Origin of the sequence: Brachybacterium saurashtrense, assembly GCF_003355475.1 — a bacterium.
Lineage (GTDB): Bacteria > Actinomycetota > Actinomycetes > Actinomycetales > Dermabacteraceae > Brachybacterium > Brachybacterium saurashtrense.
Genome location: NZ_CP031356.1, coordinates 1,309,190 through 1,325,437, shown reverse-complemented (window position 1 = coordinate 1,325,437; position 16,248 = coordinate 1,309,190). Strand labels below are relative to the sequence as shown.

The following is a 16,248-nucleotide window of genomic DNA, read 5'->3' as shown; positions in this document are numbered from 1 at the left end:
CGGGGCGCTGCGGGCCGCGCCGCAGGACCGCGCCGCAGGGCCGGGGTGCGGTGCCGAGGCGCGGTGACGGGCCCGGGGCCCGTCGGGCGCGGACCGCCGGGCGCGCGCCGAGTTGTGACCTCGGCCCGTCGGCCGCGGTGCCGGGGCGGCGGGGCCGCACCCCCCATGAGACGATGGGGCGATGCCCCGGCGCGCGCGTGCGCCCGGAAACCGACCGACGAGAGGACGAATGCCGGTGACCCCGAGGATCGCTGCCGATGAGGCCCGGGACATCGCTCCCGCGTCGACGCCCCAGGAGCGGCTCCGCAACTTCTGCATCATCGCCCACATCGACCACGGCAAGTCCACCCTGGCCGACCGCATGCTGCAGATCACCGGGATCGTCGAGGAGCGCGCCATGCGCGCCCAGTACCTCGACCGGATGGACATCGAGCGCGAGCGCGGCATCACCGTGAAGAGCCAGGCCGTGCGCATGCCCTGGCAGGTGGACGGCGTCAACTACGCGCTGAACATGATCGACACCCCCGGGCACGTCGACTTCACCTACGAGGTCTCCCGCTCCCTCGCCGCCTGCGAAGGGGCGATCCTGCTGGTCGACGCCGCGCAGGGCATCGAGGCGCAGACGCTGGCGAACCTCTACCTCGCCATGGAGCACGACCTCACCATCATCCCGGTGCTCAACAAGATCGACCTGCCCGGCGCCGAGCCCGAGAAGTACGCGGCGGAGATCGGTCAGCTGGTGGGCGTGGACCCCGACGACGTGCTGCGCGTCTCCGGGAAGACGGGCGTGGGCGTACCCGAGCTGCTGGACCACATCGTCGGCACGCTCCCGGCGCCGGAGGGCGAGACCGAGGCCCCGTGCCGGGCGATGATCTTCGACTCCGTGTACGACACCTACCGCGGCGTGGTCACCTACGTGCGCGTGGTGGACGGCTTCCTGAAGTCCCGCGACCGCATCGACATGATGTCCACCGGGGCCCATCACGAGCTGCTCGAGATCGGCGTGAGCTCCCCGGAGCCGCACCCCACCTCGGGCATCGGCCCCGGCGAGGTCGGCTACCTCATCACGGGCGTGAAGGACGTGCGCCAGTCCAAGGTGGGCGACACCATCACCACCTCGGTGCGCGGCGCCACCGAGCCGCTGGCCGGCTACGACGACCCCAAGCCGATGGTGTACTCGGGCCTGTTCCCCATCGACGGCTCCGACTACCCGGTGCTGCGCGACGCCCTGGACAAGCTCAAGCTCAACGACGCCGCGCTGAACTACGAGCCGGAGACCTCCACCGCCCTTGGCTTCGGCTTCCGGGTGGGCTTCCTGGGCCTGCTGCACCTGGAGATCGTGCGCGAGCGCCTCGAGCGCGAGTTCGACCTGGATCTCATCTCCACCGCCCCGAGCGTGGTCTACCAGGTGCGGATGGAGGACGGCAGCGAGGTGGAGGTGCTCAACCCCTCCGACTTCCCCACCGGCAAGGTCCACGAGATCTCCGAGCCGGTCACCAAGGCCACCATCCTCGTGCCCAGCGAGTTCATCGGCGCGGTGATGGAGCTGTGCCAGTCTAAGCGCGGCCAGCTCGGCGGCATGGACTACCTCAGCGAGGACCGCGTGGAGCTGCGCTACACGCTGCCCCTGGCGGAGATCGTCTTCGACTTCTTCGACCAGCTGAAGTCCCGCACCCGCGGGTACGCCTCGCTGGACTACGACGTCTCCGGCAGCCAGGTCGCCGATCTGGTGAAGGTGGACATGCTGCTGCAGGGCGAGCCGGTGGATGCGTTCAGCGCCATCGTGCACCGCGAGAAGGCGTACTCCTACGGCGTGGAGATGGCCGGGAAGCTGAAGAAGCTCATCCCGCGCCAGCAGTTCGAGGTGCCGATCCAGGCCGCGATCGGTTCGCGCATCATCGCCCGCGAGAACATCCGCGCGATGCGCAAGGACGTGCTGTCCAAGTGCTACGGCGGCGACATCTCCCGCAAGCGCAAGCTGCTCGAGAAGCAGAAGGAGGGCAAGAAGCGCATGAAGAACATCGGCTCCGTGGAGGTGCCGCAGGAGGCCTTCATCGCCGCGCTCTCCTCCGACGCCGCCGACATGCCCAAGGACGGGAAGAAGAAGTGAGCCTCGCTCCCGGCCCGCTCTCCCCGGGAGCCTCCCGCTCCCTGGACCCGCTCGAGGTCACCCTCGCGCCGGGCGGTGGCCGGCTCGGTGCGGTGTGCACCGTGGGCGCGCTCTTCGAGGTGCGCGAGCGCTCCCTCATGAGCGGGATCGACAAGCGACCGGCCGACGGTCCCGTCACGCTCCTCACCCACGGGGTGCTCGGCGACGTGCAAGGGGACCGCGAGCACCACGGCGGGATCTTCAAGGCCGTCTACGCCTACTCCCGCGAGGTCCGGGAGGCCTACGCGACCGCGCTCGGCAGCGCGCTGCCGGACGGGTTCTTCGGCGAGAACCTGGTCACCGTCGGCCAGGACACCGACCATGCCGTGATCGGGGAGCGCTGGCGCATCGGCGGTGCCGAAATCGAAGCGACCTGCCCCCGCAACCCCTGCGGCACCTTCGCCGCCTGGATGGGGGACCGTCGCTGGGGCCGCGCCTTCACCGCCCAGGGACGGGCCGGCGCCTACTTCCGCGTGCACGTCGAGGGCGAGGTGCGCGCCGGGGACCGGATCGAGGTGCTGACGCGGCCGGACCACGGCGTCACCGTCGCCGAGGCGTTCCGCGGGCTCGACCCGCACCGGGCTCGCTCCCTGCTCGACTGGGCGGAGGCGAGCGGAACGATCCTGTACGACACGCTCGTCGGCTCCGCGCAGACGGTGCTCGCACGGGCAGGGGAGCGCAGCGACTTCCCGGACCGGCTGCGCTCCACGGGCCGGGGTCTGGGCCTCGGCCTGGGGCTGTGAGCGCGATGAGCGCCGGCCCCCTCCTCTCCGCCTACATCCACGTGCCCTTCTGCGCCGTGCGCTGCGGGTACTGCGACTTCAACACCTACACGCACGCCGAGCTGGGCGGCGGCGGCTCCCAGGCCGAGTACGCGGACAACGCCCGGGCGGAGATGGACCTGACGCTCGCCGCGGATCGCGCGGCCGGGTACGAGTACGAGGAGGTCTCCACCGTCTTCTTCGGCGGCGGCACCCCCACGCTGCTGCCGGCCGACGACCTGGTCGCGATGCTCGACCACCTGCGTTCGCTGATCCCGCTGGCCGCGGACGCCGAGGTCACCACCGAGGCGAATCCCGACTCGGTCACCCGCGCCTCCCTCTCCCGCCTGGCCGACGGCGGGATCACCCGCGTCTCGATCGGCATGCAGTCCGCCGTCCCGTCCGTGCTCGCCACCCTCGACCGCACCCACGATCCCGAGCGGGTGCCGCAGGTGGTGCAGTGGGCGAAGGAGGCCGGGCTCCAGGTGAGCCTCGACCTCATCTACGGCACCCCGGGGGAGACCCTCGCCAACGTCGAGACCTCCGTGCGCGCGGCCCTGGCCTGCGAGGTCGACCACCTCTCCGCCTACTCCCTGATCATCGAGGGCAACACCGCCATGGCACGCCAGCTGCGTCGCGGCGAGCTGGAGGCGCCGGACCCGGACGACATGGCCGACAAGTACGAGCTCGTCGACGGCCTCGCCGCCGCCGCGGGCCTGTCCTGGTACGAGGTCTCGAACTGGGCCCGCACCCCGGCGCACCGCTCCCGCCACAACCTGGCCTACTGGCGCGGCGGGGACTGGTGGGGGATCGGCCCCGGCGCCCACCGCCACCGCGACGGACTGCGCGCCTGGAACGTCAAGCACCCCAGCCGCTACGCACGGATGCTCGCCGAGGGCGCGCTGCCGGTCGCGGACAGCGAGCAGGTCGCCGTCGAGGACCGCCTGGTCGAGCGGATCATGCTCGAGCTGCGGATCGCCGACGGGCTGCCCGTCGAGGCCGTGCCCGCGGAGCACCGCGCGATGCTCGACGTGCACCGTGACCGCGGCCATCTCGAGCCCGAGGCCCTGGCGGCGGGCCGGGCGGTGCTCACCCTTCCCGGCCGGCTGCTGGCCGATGCGGTGATCCGCGACCTCGTGCCCTGAGCGCCGCGACCGGCACCGACATCGGCTGGCCAGACCTCGCACGGTTCCCGGCGCGGTGTGGCGCGTGCGCCCCGCGCGGCGCACACTGCCGTCATGGCACCCTCCGCAGCCTCCCGACCGCCATCGCCTCGCCGAGTTCGAGCAGGACGGCGTGCTCTGGATGTGACAGCGCCTCTCCCACGACGCGGAGGAGCCCCCGGGATCCCGTGGATCCCGGGGGCTCCTCGCCGTGGTCGTACCCGACGGCCCGCGTCAGGGGCGAGTCACTTCACCAGGCGGATGTTCAGCGGGTAGTTCCACCACACGCCCTGGTTCGCCTTCACGGCGCCGATGATCGCGAAGATCACGTGCAGCACGGCGGGCACCCACACCAGCGGGTAGAGCAGGGAGCCGATCCCGAAGGTGACCACCGCGAGGATCGAGATGACGATCAACAGGGCGATCTCGGCGATCACGGTGGCGATCGCGGCGTTGAGCGACTCGGCGGCGTTGTAGCGCACGTAGCGGTCGCGGTCCTTATACATCAAGAAGATGATCAGCGGGCCCAGCCAGCCGAGGAAGCCGGCCCCCACCACGTACCCGATCACCGCGGAGAGCTGCGCGAACATCGCCCACATGCGCGAGTCCGAGGCGCTGACGCCCTGCCCGGACAAGGGGCCCTCGTAGAGGCCCTTGAATCCCGGCGGAAGGGGGGCGGAGGACGGGTGCGGGCCGTCGGCGCCGGGCTGCTGCGCCCCGCCGTACGGCTGCTGGCCGGCGTGCTGCTGCTGGTTGGCGTACTGCTGCTGGCCGGCGAACGGCTGCTGGCCGCCCTGCGGCTGGGGGCCTGCGGCGGAGGGGGGAGGTATCGGGGACGAGCCCGGTGCCGGCTCGGCGGCGGGGCGACCGCCGAAGGGATCGTGGGGGTGCTCGCTCTGGCTCATGGGTGGCTCCTCGGACGCGCCGGTGGGGCGGGGATCAGGACGGCTCCCAGCCTATCCGTCGACGAGCCGCTGGTCACCGGGGTGGACTGCACCGATCCCTGGGGGATAACCCCCAGGGGCATCGACGCGCGGCGCCCCGACGTCTGCGCTCCGACGGTTCGACACCCCGACGACGAGACCGTTCAGGAGTCGACGGTGACGAAGTCGATGAGCTCCTCGATGCGCCCCGAGAGGGTGGGCTCGACGTCCGCGTAGGAGCGCACCGTGGCCAGGATCCGCTTCCAGCCCAGCCCCACGTCCGCCGTGTCGGCGTGGGGCCAGCCCAGCGCCGCGAGGGTGCCCCGCTTGATGTCCGTCCCCTTGGGCACATGGGGCCAGCGCTCCAGCCCCACCCGGGCGGGCTTGATCGCCTGCCACACGTCCACGTACGGGTGGCCGAGCACGGTGACGTTCCCCCGTGCGCCCGGCAGCGCCATCACCTCGGCGGCGATGCGGGACTCCTTCGAGCCTGTCACCAGGTGGTCCACCAGGATCCCAAGGCGACGCCCCGGGGAGGGAGCGAACTCGCGCACCCGCTCGGCGAGGTTGTCGGCGCCCTCGAGCTGCTCCACCACGATCCCCTCGATGCGCAGATCGTGCCCCCACACCTTCTGCACCAGCTCGGCGTCGTGCGTGCCCTCCACCCAGATCCGGGAGGCGCGCGCGGTGCGCGCGGTCGCGCCGTCCACGTACACGGAGCCGGAGGCGGAGCGCCTGCGCACCGGCGCGGTCGCGGCGTCGGTCGCGGCGGGTCGGTGCAGCACCACCGGCTGCCCGTCGATCATGAAGCCGGGGCCCAGCGGGAAGGTGCGGCGCACCCGGCGCGCGTCCTCCAGCTCCACCACCAGCTCGCCGGCGATCTTCTCGACCCGCGTGATCGCCCCGGTGAACCCCGTGGAGGCCTCCTCGACCACGAGGTCCCGGCGCGCGGGGACCTCCCGGGCCACGGGGCGCCGGCGGTGATGGGCAGGGGGGCCGGTGGAGAGCACGTCGCGGCCGTACCGGTCGGGGAAGTCAGCGGGCACGCGCGAGAGCGTACACCCGTGGCGCACACCTCCCTGCGATGCGCGCCGGGGACGCGTACGATTGGCACCTGGCATGAGAGAGTGCCAATGTGTCCGCAGCGGTCCCCGGCCGGCGGGCCGTCGCAGAGACCAGCACGCAGCGCAGGAGGTGAGCGAGATGGACGCCCGCAAGCTCCACATCCTCGGCGCGATCGTCGAGGACTACGTCGCCACCCGGGAGCCGGTCGGCTCCAAGTCGCTGCTCGAGCGTCACGAGCTCGGCGTCTCCGCGGCGACGGTGCGCAACGACATGTCCCTGCTGGAGGAGGAGGGGCTGATCCATCAGCCCCACACCTCCGCCGGCCGCGTCCCCACCGACAAGGGCTACCGCACCTTCGTCGACCACGTCGCGACGGTGAAGCCGCTCTCGGCGCCGGAGCGCCGCGCGATCCGCGCCCTGCTCGAGGACGCCGGCGACGTGGAGGAGCTGCTCAGCCGCACCGTGCGTCTGCTCGCCCAGACCACCCAGCAGGTGGCGATGGTGCAGTACCCGGCGCGTCGCCAGGCACGGATCCGGCACGTGGAGCTGGTGAAGGTGGCCGAGTCCCTGCTGCTGGTGGTGCTGATCCTGGAATCGGGCCGTGTGGACCAGCGCACTGTGCCGATCACCGCGGGCCTGCCCGCGGAGCATTACGTGGGCCTGCGCGACCAGCTCAACCGGGTCGTCGCCGGGCGCGAGGTCACCGACCTCGCCGGGCCTCTGGCCGAGTACCTCGACGCGCTGCCGGCGCTGGAGCGTCCGGCGGCCGCCGAGGTGTGCGAGACGCTGGTCGCCCTGGCCGCGACCCGCGCCGAGGACCGCATCATGATGGCCGGCACCGCCAACATCGCCCGCTCCGCCCAGGACTTCGCCCGCGACGTGGAACCGCTGCTGGACGTGCTGGAGGAGCAGCTGGTGCTGCTGCGGCTGTTCACCGAGATGCACGTCTCCCCGGGAGCGGTCGAGGTGCGGATCGGCTCCGAGCTGCAGGACCGCGCGCTGCAGCAGACGGCGGTGGTGGGCGCCGGCTACGGCGCGGGATCGCACCTGGCGATCCTCGGCCCGCGCCGGATGGACTACGCCACCGGCATCTCCACCGTCCAGGCCATCGCCCGCTACGTCTCCCGCTATCTCGAATAGGCACGTCGCCGGCGCACCCCATCGCGCCGCCGGCCGTACCGCGCCCGCGGGCCTCCGTGCCCGCCCGAGCCCCCGACTCCCTGCGAAGGAACCCACCGAAGTGAACGAGGACTACTACGACCTGCTCGGCGTCTCCCGAGAGGCCTCGACGGACGAGATCAAGAAGGCCTACCGGAAGCTCGCCCGCACCCTCCATCCGGACGTCAACCCGGATCCGGAGGCGGCGGAGAAGTTCAAGCGCGTCTCGCAGGCCTACGAGACGCTCGCCAACACGGACAAGCGCCGCCAGTACGACATGGGCGGCGGCCCGGGCATGGGCGGCTTCCCCGGGGGCGGCGGGGCCGGCTTCGACTTCAACGACATCTTCGACATGTTCGCCGGCGCCTCCGGCATGCGCGGTCGCAGCCAGGGCCCCGTGCCGCGCCAGCGCCGCGGCGGGGACGTGCTCCGCAGGGTGCGGATCGAACTGCGCGACGTGGTGTTCGGCACCGAGGAGCAGGTCACCTTCCGCACCGCGGAGCTGTGCGAGCGCTGCGAGGGCTCCTGCTGCGAGCCGGGCACCAGCCCCACTCGCTGCACCGCCTGCAGCGGCTCCGGGCACGTGCAGCGGGTCGCGCAGTCCCTGCTGGGCCAGATGGTGACGATGGCCCCCTGCCCCACCTGCGACGGCCACGGCGACGTCATCGAGCAGCCGTGCACGGGTTGCTCCGGCCACGGCCGCCGCGCCGCCGAGCGCACCGTCACCGTGCGCATCCCCTCCGGCGTGGAGAACGGCACCCGCATCCAGCTGCGCGGCGAGGGCGAGACCGGCGAGGCCGGCGGCCCCTCCGGCGACCTCTTCGTGGAGCTCTCCGTCACCGACCACGACGTCTTCGACCGCGACGGGGACGACCTGGTCACCACCGTCGCCGTGCCGATGACCACGGCCGCGCTGGGCGCGACGATCCCGCTGGAGACCTTCGACGGCACCCAGGAGCTCGACGTGCGCCCCGGCGCCCAGCCGGGGGAGGAGATCACTCTCAAGGGTCTGGGCGTGACGCCGCTGCGCCGCGAGCGCCGCGGCGACATCCGCGTGGTGCTCGACGTGGACGTGCCCACCTCGCTGAGCGACGAGGAGCGCGAGCTGCTGGAGCAGTTCGCCGCCCTGCGCGGCGACGAGACCACCCGGCGCAGCACGAGCCACGGCGGCCCCTTCCGCAAGCTGCGCGACCGCCTGCGCGACCTCTGAGCTGACGGGAGAGCGCCCCGTGCCCACCACCCCGCCCGGCTTCCTGATCCTCGACGACGCCCTGGCCACGGCCCGTGAGGGCGATGCCCTGACGCTCGGGGGCGACGAGGGGCGCCATGCGGCGAAGGTGGCCCGGATCGGCGCGGGGGAGCAGGTGCTGCTCACCGACGCCCCGGGACGCCAGGTGCGCGCCGAGGTGACGGCCGCGCGGAAGGAGGCGCTGGAGCTGCGCCTGCTGGGCGACCCCTCCCCGGCCGTGCAGCGCCTGCCGCGCCTCGGCCTGGTGCAGGCCCTCGCCACCGGCGGCCGGGACGAGCAGGCGGTGGAATCCGCGACCGAGCTCGGGGTGGACAGGATCGTGCCCTGGAGCGCGCGGCGCTCCGTCTCGGTGTGGCGCGGGGAGAAGCTCCGCAAAGGCCGCGCGAAGTGGGAGGCGACGGTGCGGGCGGCCGTCAAGCAGTGCCGTCGGCCGGGGATCCCGGCCGTGGACGCCCCGGTCGACACGGCGCAGCTGGCCGCGCACGTGCGCGAGCGCACGGCGCAGGGGGCGCTGGTGCTGGTGCTCCACGAGCAGGAGTCGGTGGGCGTGATGGAACTCGCCGGCGCGCTGCGCGGCGCGAGCGCCGACGGCGTCGAGGAGATCCTGGTGGTGGTCGGCCCCGAGGGAGGGATCGCCGCCGACGAGCTGGAGGCGCTGCGGGACGCCGGCGCCCGGACGGTGCTGCTGGGACCGGAGGTGCTGCGCACCTCGAGCGCGGGCCCGGCCGCCCTCGCCGTGCTCAGCGCGCTCGTGGGCCGCTGGGGCTGAGGCCCGCCGCCGTCGGCCGCTGAGCGGCGCCGACGGCGGCCGGGCTCAGCCGACCGAGACGGGCGCGTGGGCGGCGATCGCCGCGAGCCGCTCGCGCAGCAGCGCCGTCTTCTCCTCCGCCACGAACATCTCGCCGTCCACGGAGAGGTCCTCGCGGAAGCCGAGGCCGATCGAGGCGACGAGGTCCGCGCCCACCCGTGCCATCAGGATCTCGAGCACGGGCAGCACCTCGCTCGCCGCGCCCCAGCCGTACCCGACGAGCACCGTGGGCAGGTCCGCCCACTCGCTGTACAGGTAGTCGATCGCGTTCTTCAGCGCCCCGGGGTAGGAGCCGTTGTACTGGGGGGTGAGGATCACCACGGCGTCGAGGGCGTCGATCCGCTCGGCCCAGGCGCGGGCGTGGGCGGTGGTGCGGGGCCGGCCCGCCTTGGGGCTGTCCGGCTCGTCGAAGGCGGGCAGCGCGAGCGCGGCCAGGTCGATGAGGTCCACCTCGGTCCCGGCGGGGACGGAGTCGCGGACCCACTCGGCGACCTGGGCGCCGACGCGGTGCGGGCGGGCACTGGAGAGGATGATGCCGAGAGTCGTCATAGTGATTCAACATTCTCATACTCGAGGGGCGGTCCCCACGTCGGGGTGGTGTGCGTCGCTCCCGTAGACTCGCGACCATGGGTACGAGCGTCAACGAGCACGACACACTGCGTCACGATCCGGACTGCCTGTTCTGCCGGATCGTCGACGGGGAGATCCCCTCCGAGAGGGTCCACGAGGACGAGCAGGTCATCGCCTTCAGGGATCTCCACCCGAAGGCTCCCGTGCACGTGCTGGTGGTGCCGCGCGAGCACCGCCGCGACGTCACGCAGCTCGCCGCGGAGCCGGCCCTGCTCTCCCACGTCACGACCGTCGCCGCTCACCTCGCGGGCGAGCTCGCCGACGGCGACTTCCGGCTTGTGTTCAACACCGGCGCCGGCGCCGGCCAGACCGTCTTCCACGTGCACGCGCACGTCCTCGCGGGCGGGACGCTCGCAGAAGGAGAACTGTGAACGACGCCTTCGACCCGGCCCCCGGCCGTGCCCCCGAGGTGGGGGAGCGGAAGCTGGCCATCCCCGACCACCTCAGCCCCTTCCAGGTGCTCGGCGAGAACGATCAGGCGCTGGCCGCCCTGGAGGACGCGGTGCCGGACACCGACGTCCACGTGCGCGGCCACCAGGTCACCCTCCGCGGCACCGACGACGCTCTGCGGCGCGGCGAGCACATCATGCGCTCGTTGATCGAGCTGGCGAGCACCGGCCAGGCCGTCACGGCGGAGGCCGTGCAGCGGGCGGCGAGCCTGTACGGGGACGACCGCGCGAGCGGCCGGCAGCTGGAGCAGGTGCTCTCGCGCACCATCCTCTCCTCCCGCGGCCGCACCATCCGCCCCAAGACGATGGGGCAGAAGGTGTACGTCGAGGCGATCGAGTCCTCCACCGTCACCTTCGGGATCGGCCCGGCCGGCACCGGCAAGACGTACCTCGCCGTCGCGATGGCGGTGCAGCAGCTGCTGAGCAAGCAGATCAACCGCATCATCCTCACCCGTCCGGCCGTCGAGGCGGGGGAGCGGCTGGGCTTCCTGCCCGGCTCGCTCAACGAGAAGATCGACCCGTACCTGCGCCCGCTGTACGACGCCCTGCACGACATGCTCGACCCGGAGTCGATCCCGCGCCTGATGGGTGCGGGCACCATCGAGGTGGCGCCGCTGGCCTACATGCGCGGCCGCACCCTCAACGACGCCTTCATCATCCTCGACGAGGCGCAGAACACCACTCCCGAGCAGATGAAGATGTTCCTCACCCGGCTGGGCTTCAACTCCACCATGGTGGTCACCGGGGACGTCACCCAGGTGGACCTCCCCGGGGCGCAGCCCAGCGGCCTCCAGGTGGTCGAGAAGGTGCTCGCCGGCATCGACGACATCTCCTTCTGCCGCCTCTCCTCCCGCGACGTGGTCCGCCACCGGCTGGTCAGCGACATCGTCGAGGCCTACGGCCGCTGGGAGATCCGCCCCGGCGGCAGCCGGGACTCCCGCCGCCGACCGACCACAGGGAACCGCTGATGACGATCGAGATCCGCAACGAGACCACCACCGTGGTGGACGAGCACGAGTTCGTGGAGCTCTCCCGCTTCGTGTTCGAGGCGATGCATCTGCATCCCGCCACCGAGATGTCGATCCTCTTCGTGGACGAGGAGGCGATGGAGAAGCTCCACGTGCAGTGGCTGGACCTACCCGGTCCCACCGACGTGATGAGCTTCCCGATGGACGAGCTCACCCCCGGCACGCCCCAGCAGCCGGCCCCGGAGGGCCTGCTGGGCGACGTGGTGCTGTGCCCGTCGGTCGCCGCGGCGCAGGCCGCGGAGGCGGGGCACAGCGCGGCGGAGGAGATGCTGCTGCTCACCGTGCACTCGATCCTCCATCTGCTGGGCTACGACCACATGGAGGAGGACGAGCGCACGGAGATGTTCGACCTCCAGCGCCGGCTGCTGCTCACCTTCCTCGCCTCCAGGCCGGCCCGCTGAGCGCACCGTGAGCACCTCCTCCCCCCGTCGGCGCAGGACGGCGCCGTGCTGACCCTCGCACTGCTCGCCCTGATCCCGCTGATCGTCGCCTCCGGGGTGATCGCCGCGGTGCTCACCGCGGTGGACGCCGCACAGCTCTCCGTGTCCCGCAGCGCCCTCGAGAAGGCGCTGGCCGGTCGCTCCGAGGCGGTGCGTCGCCGAGTGCTCACCCACCAGGCCGACGCCGCCCGCACCCTCTCCTCGGTGTCCCTGGGGCGAATGCTCGCCGAGACGGTGATGGTGGCGGCGGTGGCCGGCGTGACGGTCGCGGTGCGCGACCACCTGGGACACACCGGCCTGCTGATCCCCGGGGTCGCGACGGTGGTGGTCGCCGGGGTGCTGGTGCTGATCGTGCTCGCCATCTCGCCGCGCACCATCGGACGCCGCCGGCCGGAGGCGGTGCTGATCTCCAACCGGGTGCTGGTCGCCGCGGTGCGCGTCCTGCTGTGGGTGCCGGCCGGGGCGCTCACCAGCGTCGGGGCGAGCCTCTCGGCCCGCTCCGAGGCGCAGGAGTCCCCGCAGGACGGCGCCGAGAAGGCCCGCCAGAACGTGGACCGCGCGCTCGAGGACGAGCACGTGCGCGACGGCGAGCGGGACATGATCCAGGGCGTCTTCGACCTGCGCGGCACGATGGTGCGCGAGCTGATGGTGCCCCGGCCGGACATGGTCACCATCGGCGCGGACTCGAGCGCGGAGAAGGCGATGCGGCTGTTCGTCCGCTCCGGCTACTCGCGCATCCCCGTGATCGGCGACAGCGTGGACGACCTGTGCGGGATGCTCTACGTGAAGGACGTGATGCGCGCGATCCACTCGCCGTGGGACGCCCGGCCCCAGCGCCCGGTGCGCGAGATCATGCGCCCGGCCCGCTTCGCCCCCGAGTTCGTCGCGGCCGATTCCGTGCTGGCGCAGATGCAGACCAGCCACGTGCACATCACCGTGCTGGTGGACGAGTACGGCGGAGTGGCCGGGATCGTCACCATCGAGGACATCCTCGAGGAGATCGTGGGGGAGATCGCCGACGAGCACGACCGGCGCGAGCCGGAGATCGAGGACCTCGGCGACGGCTGCTACCGGGTGCCCGCCCGGGCGGGACTCTCCGAGGTGGGGGACCTCTTCGACCTCGAGATCGACGACGACGACATCGACAGCGTGGGCGGCCTGCTCGCGAAGGTCACCGGGCGCGTGCCGATCCCCGGCACCCGGGCGAGCGTGCACGGGCTCGACCTGGAGGCCGAGAAGAGCGCCGGCCGGCGCAAGCGCCTGTCCACCGTGCTGGTGCGCCGGGACGCCCCGGACGACGAGACCACCCGCAGCGACCAGGAGGACGCACATGACCGCTGAGCAGGATCAGGGCCGGAAGGCCGCAGAGACCCCGCACCGCTCGGGCTTCGTGGCCCTGGTGGGTCGCCCCAACGTGGGCAAGTCGACGCTCACCAATGCCCTGGTGGGGGAGAAGGTCGCCATCACCTCCACCAAGCCGCAGACCACCCGACGTGCCATCCGCGGCATCGTCACCCGCGAGGACGCGCAGATCGTGCTGGTGGACACCCCCGGCGTGCACCGTCCCCGCACGCTGCTGGGCGAGCGCCTCAACGACCTCGTGCGCGAGACCCTCGGCGAGGTGGACGTGGTGGGCTTCTGCCTGCCCGCCGATCAGAAGCTCGGCCCGGGGGACCGCTTCATCGCCGAGGACCTGGTCGAGATGCGCGGCGGGCGGCGCGGCCCCGCGGTGGTCGCCGTGGTCACCAAGATCGACCTGGTGGGTCGGGAGGCGCTGGCCGAGCACCTCATGGCCGTGGACCAGCTGATGGACTTCGACGAGATCGTCCCGATCTCGGCGAGGAAGGGCGAGCAGGTGGACGTGCTCACCGACGTGATCGCCTCCCGCCTGCCCGAGGGCCCGCAGCTGTACCCCGACGACCAGCTCACCGAGGAGTCCCGCGACGACAGGATCTCTGAGCTGATCCGCGAGGCGGCGCTGGAGGGCGTGCGCGACGAGCTGCCGCACTCCATCGCGGTGGTGGTCGAGGAGGTGGTGGAGACGGACCCGGACGGCGACCCCTTCGCCGAGGTCGCCCCCGGCGCCGGACGCCTGGTGGTGCGGGCCACGCTGTTCGTGGAGCGGGACAGCCAGAAGGGCATCATCATCGGCCGCGGCGGCGCGCGGCTGAAGGAGGTGGGCAGCCGCGCCCGCACCGAGATCAACGCCCTGCTGGGCCGCAAGGTCCACCTCGACCTGCGGATCAAGGTCGCCAAGGACTGGCAGCGCGATCCCAAGCAGCTCGGGCGCCTCGGCTTCTGAGCACGGCGCGGGCCCGGCGGCGGCGAGCATGCCGGGACGCGCCGCACCGGTGCCGCGGACGCTGCGCCCGCATCGTGAGAAGGCCCGTCCCGCCCACGGGGCGGTGCTACGGTGAGGGCGTGCGTGGATCGCTGCTCCTGCTTCGCCGCCGCGACGGGTCCTGAACCGCCGGGAACCTGTCGCGGCTGATCTGCTGCCCGGCGACCGGCACCCCCAGCGAGAAGGACCCTTCAGATGACTGACTCCACGATCACCGCTCCCGTCGCCGCGGAGGCCGACCCGGCCAGCCCCGTGCTCGGCCCCACGGGTGACGCCCCCCAGCAGCCCTCCGGCATGCCGATCCACAAGTACCTGCCCTTCGAGGAGCAGATCCGGGTGGAGCTGCCGGACCGCACCTGGCCCTCCCGCCGCATCACCCGCGCACCCCGCTGGTGCGCCGTGGACCTGCGCGACGGCAACCAGGCCCTCATCGACCCGATGAACTCCGAGCGCAAGCTGCGGATGTTCGAGCTGCTGGTGCGGATGGGCTACAAGGAGATCGAGGTGGGCTTCCCCTCCGCCTCGAAGACGGACTTCGACTTCGTGCGGGCCCTCATCGAGGAGGACCGCATCCCCGAGGACGTCACCATCCAGGTGCTCACCCAGTCCCGGGAGCACCTCATCGAGCGCACCTACCAGGCGATCGCCGGCGCGAAGCGCGCCGTGGTGCACCTGTACAACTCCACCTCGATCGTGCAGCGCGACGTGGTGTTCCGCGCCGACGAGGACACCGTGCTGGACATCGCCGTGCAGGGTGCGCTGCTGTGCAAGAAGTTCGAGGAGACGATCCCGGAGACGGCCGTCACCTACCAGTACTCCCCGGAGTCCTACACCGGCACCGAGCTCGAGTACGCGCTGCGGGTGTGCAACGCCGTGATCGACGTGTTCCGGCCCACCCCGCAGGACAAGATGATCATCAACCTGCCGGCCACGGTGGAGATGGCTACGCCCAACGTGTACGCGGACTCCATCGAGTGGATGCACCGCCACCTGGACCGCCGGGACTCCCTGGTGCTGTCCCTGCACCCGCACAACGACCGCGGCACCGGCGTGGCCGCGGCGGAGCTCGGCTACCTCGCCGGCGCCGACCGCATCGAGGGCTGTCTGTTCGGCAACGGCGAGCGCACCGGCAACGTGGACCTGGTGACACTGGGCCTGAACCTGTTCAGCCAGGGCATCGACCCGCAGATCGACTTCGCGGACCTCACCGAGGTGCGGCGCACCGTCGAGCACTGCAACCAGATGCCCGTCCCCGAGCGCAGCCCCTACGGCGGCGACCTCGTGTTCACCGCCTTCTCCGGCTCCCACCAGGACGCCATCAAGAAGGGCCTGGAGCGGATGGAGACGGACGCGCAGGCGGCCGGCAAGGGTGTGGACGACATGGTCTGGCGCGTGCCCTACCTGCCCGTGGACCCCAAGGACCTGGGCCGCTCCTACGAGGCCGTGATCCGGGTGAACTCGCAGTCCGGAAAGGGCGGCATGGCCTACCTGCTGCGCACGGAGCACGGCCTGGACCTGCCGCGCCGCCTGCAGATCGAGTTCTCCGGCATCGTGCAGACCCGCACCGACACGGACGGCGGCGAGGTGAGCGCCGCCATGCTGTGGGACGCCTTCACCGACGAGTACCTGCCCGCCACGGACGACGCCCGTCGCTGGGGCCGCTACAGCTTCCGCGACGTGCACCAGGAGTCCACCGGCGACGGCGCGGACCGGATCACGGTCACCTTGGTGGTCGACGGCGAGGAGCACCGCATCACCGGGATCGGCAACGGTCCGCTGGACGGCTTCGTGAAGGCCCTGGCGGAGCGGAAGATCGACGTGCGGATCCTCGACTACGCCGAGCACGCGCTCACCGAGGGCGACGACTCCCTGGCCGCCTCCTACATCGAGTGCGAGATCGGGGACCGGATCTACTGGGGCGTGGGCATCGACGGCTCGATCACCCGCGCCTCCCTCGAGGCGATCACCTCGGCGCTGAACCGCGCCGAGCGCGCCCGGGGCTGACCGGGCCCCGGTCCGAGACCGCCGTGGCCCCGGTCCTGCATGGTCCAGGGCCGGGGCCACGGCACGCCCACCGCCTGTTC

Annotated in this window: 15 protein-coding genes; 12 read left to right on the top strand and 3 right to left on the bottom strand. The window is 72.2% G+C overall.

Annotated elements, in window-relative coordinates:
• Positions 1–229 precede the first annotated feature (229 nt).
• From lepA to hemW, 3 genes are read left to right on the top strand one after another with little or no spacing between them, the layout of a single operon-like run.
• Positions 230–2,110: a translation elongation factor 4 gene (gene lepA, locus DWV08_RS06050; protein WP_115412975.1), complete on the top strand. Its 1,881-nt coding sequence runs from the start codon at positions 230–232 to the stop codon at positions 2,108–2,110.
• Positions 2,107–2,892, top strand: a complete 786-nt coding sequence (locus tag DWV08_RS06045; RefSeq protein WP_162801509.1) for an MOSC domain-containing protein — start codon at positions 2,107–2,109, stop codon at positions 2,890–2,892. The genes lepA and DWV08_RS06045 overlap by 4 nt, the downstream gene beginning before the upstream one ends.
• Positions 2,893–2,897: 5 nt before the next feature.
• On the top strand, positions 2,898–4,055 hold the full coding sequence (hemW, locus tag DWV08_RS06040; RefSeq protein ID WP_115412974.1) for a radical SAM family heme chaperone HemW: 1,158 nt from the start codon (positions 2,898–2,900) through the stop codon (positions 4,053–4,055).
• Between the two features lie 263 nt (positions 4,056–4,318).
• On the opposite strand, the gene DWV08_RS06035 is transcribed toward hemW, so the two are convergent.
• Positions 4,319–4,978, bottom strand: coding sequence for a DUF4870 domain-containing protein (locus tag DWV08_RS06035; protein ID WP_115412973.1), 660 nt, complete (start codon positions 4,976–4,978; stop codon positions 4,319–4,321).
• Positions 4,979–5,160: 182 nt separating this feature from the next.
• A complete protein-coding gene (locus DWV08_RS06030; RefSeq protein WP_115412972.1) occupies positions 5,161–6,042 on the bottom strand; it encodes a DUF3097 domain-containing protein in 882 nt (293 codons plus the stop codon).
• A 157-nt stretch (positions 6,043–6,199) separates the two neighbouring features.
• On the opposite strand from DWV08_RS06030, the gene hrcA reads away from it, so the two are divergent.
• The 3 genes from hrcA (at position 6,200) to DWV08_RS06015 (ending at position 9,237) form a co-directional block, all read left to right on the top strand.
• Positions 6,200–7,201: a heat-inducible transcriptional repressor HrcA gene (hrcA, locus tag DWV08_RS06025; RefSeq protein ID WP_206516755.1), complete on the top strand. Its 1,002-nt coding sequence runs from the start codon at positions 6,200–6,202 to the stop codon at positions 7,199–7,201.
• 100 nt (positions 7,202–7,301) lie between these two features.
• Positions 7,302–8,429 carry a molecular chaperone DnaJ gene (gene dnaJ / locus DWV08_RS06020; RefSeq protein WP_115412970.1) on the top strand — a complete coding sequence of 376 codons (1,128 nt, stop codon included), beginning with the start codon at positions 7,302–7,304 and terminating at the stop codon, positions 8,427–8,429.
• A 19-nt stretch (positions 8,430–8,448) separates the two neighbouring features.
• Positions 8,449–9,237: a 16S rRNA (uracil(1498)-N(3))-methyltransferase gene (locus DWV08_RS06015; RefSeq protein ID WP_115412969.1), complete on the top strand. Its 789-nt coding sequence runs from the start codon at positions 8,449–8,451 to the stop codon at positions 9,235–9,237.
• Positions 9,238–9,282: 45 nt separating this feature from the next.
• Here DWV08_RS06015 and DWV08_RS06010 read toward each other — a convergent pair whose 3' ends face one another.
• The gene (locus tag DWV08_RS06010) at positions 9,283–9,825 is read right to left on the bottom strand and encodes an NADPH-dependent FMN reductase (RefSeq protein WP_115412968.1); all 543 of its coding nucleotides are present in this window, start codon (positions 9,823–9,825) and stop codon (positions 9,283–9,285) included.
• Positions 9,826–9,902: 77 nt separating this feature from the next.
• On the opposite strand from DWV08_RS06010, the gene DWV08_RS06005 reads away from it, so the two are divergent.
• The 6 genes from DWV08_RS06005 (at position 9,903) to leuA (ending at position 16,168) form a co-directional block, all read left to right on the top strand.
• The gene (locus DWV08_RS06005; protein ID WP_115412967.1) at positions 9,903–10,277 is read left to right on the top strand and encodes a histidine triad nucleotide-binding protein; all 375 of its coding nucleotides are present in this window, start codon (positions 9,903–9,905) and stop codon (positions 10,275–10,277) included.
• On the top strand, positions 10,274–11,323 hold the full coding sequence (locus tag DWV08_RS06000; RefSeq protein ID WP_115412966.1) for a PhoH family protein: 1,050 nt from the start codon (positions 10,274–10,276) through the stop codon (positions 11,321–11,323). The genes DWV08_RS06005 and DWV08_RS06000 overlap by 4 nt, the downstream gene beginning before the upstream one ends.
• The gene (ybeY, locus tag DWV08_RS05995) at positions 11,323–11,784 is read left to right on the top strand and encodes an rRNA maturation RNase YbeY (RefSeq protein WP_115412965.1); all 462 of its coding nucleotides are present in this window, start codon (positions 11,323–11,325) and stop codon (positions 11,782–11,784) included. Before DWV08_RS06000 ends, ybeY begins: the two co-directional genes overlap by 1 nt.
• Positions 11,785–11,829: 45 nt before the next feature.
• On the top strand, positions 11,830–13,164 hold the full coding sequence (locus tag DWV08_RS05990) for a hemolysin family protein (RefSeq protein ID WP_115412964.1): 1,335 nt from the start codon (positions 11,830–11,832) through the stop codon (positions 13,162–13,164).
• Entirely contained in the window at positions 13,154–14,125 is a 972-nt protein-coding gene (gene era / locus DWV08_RS05985; RefSeq protein WP_115412963.1) for a GTPase Era, read from the top strand. The genes DWV08_RS05990 and era overlap by 11 nt, the downstream gene beginning before the upstream one ends.
• Positions 14,126–14,458: 333 nt before the next feature.
• A complete protein-coding gene (leuA, locus tag DWV08_RS05980; RefSeq protein WP_162801632.1) occupies positions 14,459–16,168 on the top strand; it encodes a 2-isopropylmalate synthase in 1,710 nt (569 codons plus the stop codon).
• Positions 16,169–16,248: the final 80 nt, after the last annotated feature.

What these genes read in the sequence shown, in the direction of transcription:
- lepA (WP_115412975.1), top strand. Translation starts at nt 230, where the DNA reads ATGCCGGTGACCCCGAGGATCGCTGCCGATGAGGCCCGGGACATCGCT.
- hemW (WP_115412974.1), top strand. Translation starts at nt 2,898, where the DNA reads ATGAGCGCCGGCCCCCTCCTCTCCGCCTACATCCACGTGCCCTTCTGC.
- DWV08_RS06035 (WP_115412973.1), bottom strand. Translation starts at nt 4,978, where the DNA reads ATGAGCCAGAGCGAGCACCCCCACGATCCCTTCGGCGGTCGCCCCGCC.
- hrcA (WP_206516755.1), top strand. Translation starts at nt 6,200, where the DNA reads ATGGACGCCCGCAAGCTCCACATCCTCGGCGCGATCGTCGAGGACTAC.
- DWV08_RS06010 (WP_115412968.1), bottom strand. Translation starts at nt 9,825, where the DNA reads ATGACGACTCTCGGCATCATCCTCTCCAGTGCCCGCCCGCACCGCGTC.
- DWV08_RS06005 (WP_115412967.1), top strand. Translation starts at nt 9,903, where the DNA reads ATGGGTACGAGCGTCAACGAGCACGACACACTGCGTCACGATCCGGAC.
- ybeY (WP_115412965.1), top strand. Translation starts at nt 11,323, where the DNA reads ATGACGATCGAGATCCGCAACGAGACCACCACCGTGGTGGACGAGCAC.
- era (WP_115412963.1), top strand. Translation starts at nt 13,154, where the DNA reads ATGACCGCTGAGCAGGATCAGGGCCGGAAGGCCGCAGAGACCCCGCAC.
- leuA (WP_162801632.1), top strand. Translation starts at nt 14,459, where the DNA reads ATGCCGATCCACAAGTACCTGCCCTTCGAGGAGCAGATCCGGGTGGAG.